The following is a 6190-nucleotide window of genomic DNA, read 5'->3' on the forward strand; positions in this document are numbered from 1 at the left end:
GTTCAGGGTGTCGGGTCAATGGGGAGTTGCCATCCTGAATCCGCAGGTGGGGGGCCTGGTGTGGCACCGATTTGGCATGTTCCGCCCAGGCAGAAGGCGTGATCATCGCAGGGTGATCGACTGCCACGGCCGCGTAACCAGAGGTGCCCCCAGCGGAGTTGGGCAGTCTTGAATAAAGCCATAACCCCGCTGAGGGCACGCAGACCGCTGTCTACCAGGTGCGGCCCTTCATGCGTACACAGCCGCAAGACCACCCGATCAGGAGCCCTGTTCGACCCGCACGTTCCAAGATCGGTTGAGATACGGCTTCTGGCGCCCGATCAGCGGGTGATGCGGGCGCTGGCGTAGCCGGCGTTGCTGGTGTCGCCGCCGGTCGGCGGGTTGATGGCTGTGCCTTCGATGGTCTTGTCGAGCTTGGTGACGTAGACCGGGCTTTGGCAGTTGGTGTCGCTGTACAGGGTGAGGGTGGCCAGATCGTCCGTGGCGCCGACCCCCAGGAAACTGTAGCGGCCGCTCCGGTTTTGGATGACGTTCAGGCGCATGCACGACTGGACCACGGGCTTGGACAGCGTGAAGCCGGGCTGGCTGCTGTCCGGGGCTTCGTTGTAGAAAGTCACGCTGGCGCTGGAGCGGTCCTGCACGGGCTGCAGCGTCAGACTGGGAGCTTCAAGGACCGGAGTGGTCTTCTGCAGCCGGTAGGACTCTCGACTTTCGACGTTTCGTTGATCGTCGTGGAGGTCGCTCGGGTGGGTGATGTGGCTTCATTCGGCCGCGTGGGCTGGAGACAGCAGAGAAGCATCGGCGGTGCTTACGTCGCCTGCTGTGAGGGACCCGCCGATGCTTCCGGATTCGACCGTACCGGCCTCGCTGCTCGCTGTGTTGGAGTTGGTGCGGGGCAGCTTCACCACGCCGACGTTCCGTACCTTCGCCGCGCTGGTCACGGGGCTGATCGCGCAGACGGGGCGGTGCACGGTGACCGGGATGCTCACCGGCGCGGCACTGACGCGCACCTGGTCCCACGAACGCGCGCACGTCTTCTTCTCCCGCTCCCGCTGGAACCCCGACATCCTGGGCGTGTCCCTGTCTCACCTGGTGGTGCGCCGTCTGCTGCCCGAGGGAGCGGTGCTGACCGTGGCGGTGGACGACACCCTGTTCTAACGGCGTGGGAAGAAGGTCTTCGGTGCGGCCTGGCAGCACGACGGCGCGGCCCGGGGGCCCAAGCCGGTCGGGCGCGGGACCTGCTTCGTCGTGGTCGGCCTGGTCGTCGAACTGCCTTTCCTGGCCCGGCCGGTGTGCCTGCCGGTGCTGGCCCTCCTGTGGCGGCCCGGACAGGAGCGGTCGAAGGTCGACATCGCCGCGTCCATGATCCGCTTCCTCGCGGCCTGTCACCACGGCCGCCAGATCCACGTCGTCACGGACGCCGCCTACCACGGACGCGCCCTGCGCGAGCTGCCCGGGAACGTCACTTTCACCACCCGCCTGCCCGCCTCCGCGGTGCTCTACGGCCTCGCCCCGCCCCGCACCGGCAAACGCGGACGGCCCGCCCTCAAGGGCGCCCGCCTGGGCACACCGAAAGACCTGGCCGCCGCGGCCGCCTTCGCCTCCGCCCAGGTCAGGCGCTACCAGCGCACCGACACCGTCCACGTGGCCGAGATCACCTGCCTGTGGTAAAGCCCCTTCCGCACCCAGACGGTCCGCGTGATCCTCCTGCGCGACCAGGACACCGACAGCGGCTGTGACCTCGCGCTGGTCACCACCGACCTGACCACCCCCGCCCCGGCCCTGATCACCCGGTACTCGTGGCGCTGGTCGATCGACGTCACCATCGCCGAGGCCCGCGACCTGCTCGGGGCCGGCCAGGCCCACAACCGCACCCGCCGCGCCGTCGAGCGAACCGTCCCGTTCACCCTGTACTGCTACACGATCACCGTCATCTGGTACGCACTGCACGGCCACCACCCCAGCGACGCCGCCGACCGCCGCGAGCACGCCCCCTGGTACACCACCAAGACCGACCCGTCCGACTCCGACATTGTCGCCAAGCTCCGCCGCGTCACCATCGCCGCCCGATTTCTGCCCACCCGCCCAGGCCAGCCCACCGAACAAGAAATCCGCGCCGTCCAACACGCCTGGGCCACAGCCAGCCTCGCCACCGCAGCCTGATCAACCGGACCTGCCAGAACACCGAAAGTCGAGACTTAAGGTAACGACTTCGTTTATGTGTCAAAAGTTATAGACTGGTCGGTACAGGCGGGCTCCCGCCTGGAGGCCCGAGAAGGAGGCAACGGTTCCGTCTAGGCCGTGCCCGGATGTCCGGCGTTTCTGGCCTGGGAGCTACCTCAGCCGGGAAGAAACTCTATGAACCTCAAGAAGATTGCGACTGCGGCGGCAGCCGCCGCAGCACTCACTATGGGCGGCTTGGCCGCCACAGCGGCCCCGGCATTCGCCAACCACGACGACCCGGTATCCGCGGACGTCAAGGTCAACGATGGTGGAGCCAAGGCCAGTTTCGATTCGCCGATCATCAGTGGCCGTGCAAGCCTGCCGTCGTCGTTCCGCTAACCTACCGCTAACCTCCGCTAACCTTCCGCTAACCTCGATGTTTCGTGACGGGTCGTCGGTTGTCCGGCGGCCCGTTTCTGCTTGTCGGGCCGCTCGTGGCGGTAGTGAGGGCCCGGCAGTCGCGTCGGGTGGGCGCCGGTTCCACGGTTCCGGCAGGTTGATCAGGTCGCGTCGGGACGGGTGAGTCGGCGGGTCAGCCGGGTTCGGCAGTTGAAGCGGGAGCCGGCGGCGGCGGCCGGTCATGACGAGCCGGGCGGCGGCGGAAAACAGTCATGCTGTGCGGCGTCCGGTCGACGCGTGGGGTCATCGCTGGGCGAGCGGTCAGGGCACGGGCATCCTCGCCGCACTCGAAGTGCCCGGCGCGAGCCCGCAGTGCCTGCCCGTGGCCACCACGCTGACCCGGGCGCTCGCCCGGGTGGACGGGGACGCCCTGGACCGGGCCGTGGGCCACTTCGTGCAAGTGCACGCCTGCGACCCGCTGGCCGCAGCCTGATCACCCAGACCTATCAGAACGTCGAAAGTCGAGAGGACTTCCAGCGCTTGGTGTGCACCACGGTGCGCTTGGCGGCTGTCGGGAGAGTGCCGACCGGGATCAGACAGGATGCATCTTCGAACATGACCATCCGGTAGTCGGTCAAGCCATTGCGGCCGAAGCCGGCGCCGTTGAAGGCCTTGCCGTTATTGAGGGCGGAGAGGTTCACGCAGCTGCTGACGGGATTGTCCTGACTGGCCACGACGGCTTCAAAGGCGTCCACAGACGTGGTAGCGCCGGTGCCGCTGTACTCGCCGCGGTAAACCCCCACCACGTCACCACCCGACAGCGTGACGATGTCGGCATGGGCGGGAGCCGCGGTGAACAGAAGGGGCATCAACGCGGCACACACGATGCCGACGCGCTGGAGCAGGACCATCTAGCACACTCCGAGCACTTCAGGGAAGTCCGTACGGTGCGGTCACTGAATGCGATCCTTGCTGACTGTCCGCCGAGCACGCCCCCACGCCACGCCGAGTGGACCGAATGAGACGATGCCAGGTGATTCATGACACTCCCACGTCGTCAGCGGCGGAGGGTGGCTGACTGGGTGGTGTAGCAGGGGAGGGCTGCCCGGGGGCCTCAGGGCACGAGGCTGTTGAGGTCGATGTCGGCTGGGAAGGGGACGGAGACCTTCAGTCGGCTTCGGTGGATGCCGGTGGCCACGTATGTGCTGGTCATGGCGTCGAGCTCGTAGGTGTGGACGGCGGGGATGCCGGCTTCGTCTTCGATGCGCCAGAAGTGGGGGATCTTGGCTTGTGCGTACTTGAAGGGTTTCAGGGACCGGTCGCGGTCCGCTGATTCCTCGGAAACGACTTCGATGACCAGGGCCACGTCTTCGGGTGCGTACCAGGTCCGGTCCGGGTTGTACGGGGCGGTGGTGACCAGGGTGTCCGGCTCGGGTCGGCTCTTCTTGTCGAGCCGGATGGTCATTTCCCGCTCGGTCTCGAACCCGGCGGGGGCGGCCTGCCGCAGCGCGAAGGTCAGGTTCTCCACGAGCCGGGAGTGCCAGGACCGTTGCGGCGACATCATGAAGATCAGGGCTCCGTCGATGAGTTCGGTGTGCCGCGGTGCCTGGGGAAGGTGGTCGAGGTCGTCGGCTTCCCAGCCGCTCGGCCTGGGCGGGGTCATCCAGTCGGGGAGTTCGGTGGTCACGGCTTCCTCCAGGCGCCTCGAAGATGGCGGTCAGGGGCCTTGATCCCGGATCGCGGACACGGGCCATACGTGGTGTCAGCGTAGTTGATGCCGCTGCACGTCGAGTGGCCGGTGGTGCACCGCTGCGGTCCAAGTTGCCTGGTGCTTGCCCGGGTCGGGCGCGGACACCCGGGTTGCCACGGTAGGCCCAAAGGCGTACGAGAAGCGTGGCGTATGCCGATGACGCTGCCATTTGCGCAAAGATGAGAAGCCGAAGTGGAGGAGCCCAGGGTTTCAAGGGTTTCGTAAGCGGTCAGTCGCGACCGCAACCGAAAGCTGCGATGTGCCCACCAGTGGGCACGTCGAGTCGGGGCAGAGGGATCGAGCGGGATGGAGCGGGACTGAAACGGGTGGGAAAGTCCGATTCTCTCGCAAAGGCTTGGTAAAGTTGCAGGTCAGAACATTGCCCGGCTCGGGTTCGAATCTCCTAGGCTCCACCCCGTAAACGCCCCCTGACCTGCGGAAACGCAGTTTCAGGGGGCGTTTTTTGTGCCCATCAGCGGGTACGTCCCTGCCCATCAGGTACGGGGGAGCCCCTGTCTCCCAAGGGGCTTGCTGTATCCGTCTCCCCCGAGAACTCCTAGGCTCGGGGGCGCGGGCTCCCGGGCCTGCTTCTTTGGGCGTCGCCTGGCTGGCCCGCCGCGCTGCCTCGGTCGTCATGTGGATCAACCCGGCCTGCAAGACCGCGAAACCGCCTGCGATCTGGGCAACCCCGCAGGTTAGGGCATCGACGTCGTTCGCCCCAGTCCACGTGATCAAGCGTCTGGTCGAGGCCTTGAATGCCCGGCTCGGCGGGGATGGGATGATCTTGGGGTTGGTCATGCTGGGAGGGGATCGCTCGTGTCGGCTGCGCCGCCGTCGTACAAGGGACACCGGTACCCGGGCGATGGTGCCTGAAGTTCGGGCAGACCTACGCCCACGCGCTGCGCCGCCGGCGCCCGCGGGCCGGGGACAAGTGGCATCTGGACGAGGTCTTCATCAAGATCAACGGGGAGTTGACGTACCTGTGGCGCGCGGTCGACGCCGACGGCAACGTCCTCGACATCCTCGTGCAGTCCCGGCGGGACACCGCCGCGGCCGGGCGTTTCTTCAGGAAGCTGATGAAGGTCACCCGCTCGGTGCCCAGGGTGGTGGTCACCGACAAGTTCCGCTCCTACGGCGCCGCCCACCGGCAGGTGATGCCATCGGTGGAGCACCGCGCCCACAAGGGCCTGAACAACCGGGCCGAGTACTCCCACCAACCGACCAGGCAACGCGAACGCGCCATGAAGGGTTTCCGTTCCGTCGGCGGAGCCCAACGGTTCCTGGCCGCGTTCAGCGGCATCTCACCCCACTTCCGATCCCGACGCCACCTCATGACCGCCACCGAGCACCGCACCGAAATGATCATCCGCTTCGCGATCTGGGACCAGATCACCGGCGTAGCCGCCCTGACCACGCCGGCCTGACCCGGCGCCGACAGCCCACCCCGGCATGCCCTGACGCACCGTCGGACACCCACGCCCTCGACAACGTGACAGTGCCGGACTGAGGTCTGCGGCAGGTCTCCGGCCGGCGGCGCATCCGTGCGGCGGCGCGGCACGAGCGGGCCGATCCTTGCAGCAACCGCCTCCCCGGCCCGGGTCCGGAGAGGATGGGACTGCACCTGTTGAGGACCCCACTCCTTGAGGAGACTGCGATGAATGCCTTGCCCGCCGGGACCGACGCCGCCCACCGCCAGGCGGGGCTGCGTGAGTCTGCAGCGCTGCTCCAGCCCGAGTTGGCCGGCCTGCGCAGGTCCCTGCACCAGGAGCCGGAGATCGGGCTCGACCTGCCGCTGACCCGGGCGAAGGTGCTGGCCGCGCTGGACGGGCTGCCGTTGGAGATCACCTTGGGCAAGCAGCTCAGTTCGGTCACCGCAGT

6 protein-coding genes and 3 pseudogenes are annotated in these 6190 nt (G+C 67.3%); 6 read left to right on the plus strand and 3 right to left on the minus strand.

Annotation, left to right across the window (positions count from 1 at the left end; all coding sequences use genetic code 11):
- Positions 1-320: 320 nt before the first annotated feature.
- The gene (locus tag J7E89_RS39900) at positions 321-641 is read right to left on the minus strand and encodes a hypothetical protein (RefSeq protein ID WP_214981381.1); all 321 of its coding nucleotides are present in this window, start codon (positions 639-641) and stop codon (positions 321-323) included.
- A 196-nt stretch (positions 642-837) separates the two neighbouring features.
- Here J7E89_RS39900 and J7E89_RS41650 point away from each other — a divergent pair.
- From J7E89_RS41650 to J7E89_RS39925, 4 genes and pseudogenes are all read left to right on the plus strand, one after another.
- Positions 838-1671: pseudogene (locus tag J7E89_RS41650) on the plus strand (transposase).
- 27 nt (positions 1672-1698) lie between these two features.
- Entirely contained in the window at positions 1699-2163 is a 465-nt protein-coding gene (locus J7E89_RS39915; protein ID WP_214981383.1) for a hypothetical protein, read from the plus strand.
- A gap of 195 nt (positions 2164-2358) precedes the next feature.
- Positions 2359-2562, plus strand: coding sequence for a hypothetical protein (locus J7E89_RS39920; protein ID WP_214981384.1), 204 nt, complete (start codon positions 2359-2361; stop codon positions 2560-2562).
- Positions 2563-2839: 277 nt separating this feature from the next.
- Positions 2840-3055 carry a hypothetical protein gene (locus tag J7E89_RS39925; RefSeq protein ID WP_214981386.1) on the plus strand — a complete coding sequence of 72 codons (216 nt, stop codon included), beginning with the start codon at positions 2840-2842 and terminating at the stop codon, positions 3053-3055.
- A gap of 13 nt (positions 3056-3068) precedes the next feature.
- On the opposite strand, the gene J7E89_RS39930 is transcribed toward J7E89_RS39925, so the two are convergent.
- Together J7E89_RS39930 and J7E89_RS39935 are read right to left on the minus strand one after the other, a co-directional pair.
- On the minus strand, positions 3069-3473 hold the full coding sequence (locus tag J7E89_RS39930; RefSeq protein ID WP_214981387.1) for a hypothetical protein: 405 nt from the start codon (positions 3471-3473) through the stop codon (positions 3069-3071).
- A gap of 203 nt (positions 3474-3676) precedes the next feature.
- Positions 3677-4225 carry a Uma2 family endonuclease gene (locus J7E89_RS39935; RefSeq protein WP_214981389.1) on the minus strand — a complete coding sequence of 183 codons (549 nt, stop codon included), beginning with the start codon at positions 4223-4225 and terminating at the stop codon, positions 3677-3679.
- A 947-nt stretch (positions 4226-5172) separates the two neighbouring features.
- Here J7E89_RS39935 and J7E89_RS39940 point away from each other — a divergent pair.
- Positions 5173-5736, plus strand: a pseudogene (locus J7E89_RS39940) (IS6 family transposase); the annotation flags it as partial.
- Positions 5737-5966: 230 nt separating this feature from the next.
- Positions 5967-6190, plus strand: a pseudogene (locus tag J7E89_RS39945) (amidohydrolase); the annotation flags it as partial.

This window comes from Streptomyces sp. ISL-100, assembly GCF_018614615.1.
Taxonomy (GTDB): Bacteria; Actinomycetota; Actinomycetes; order Streptomycetales; family Streptomycetaceae; genus Streptomyces.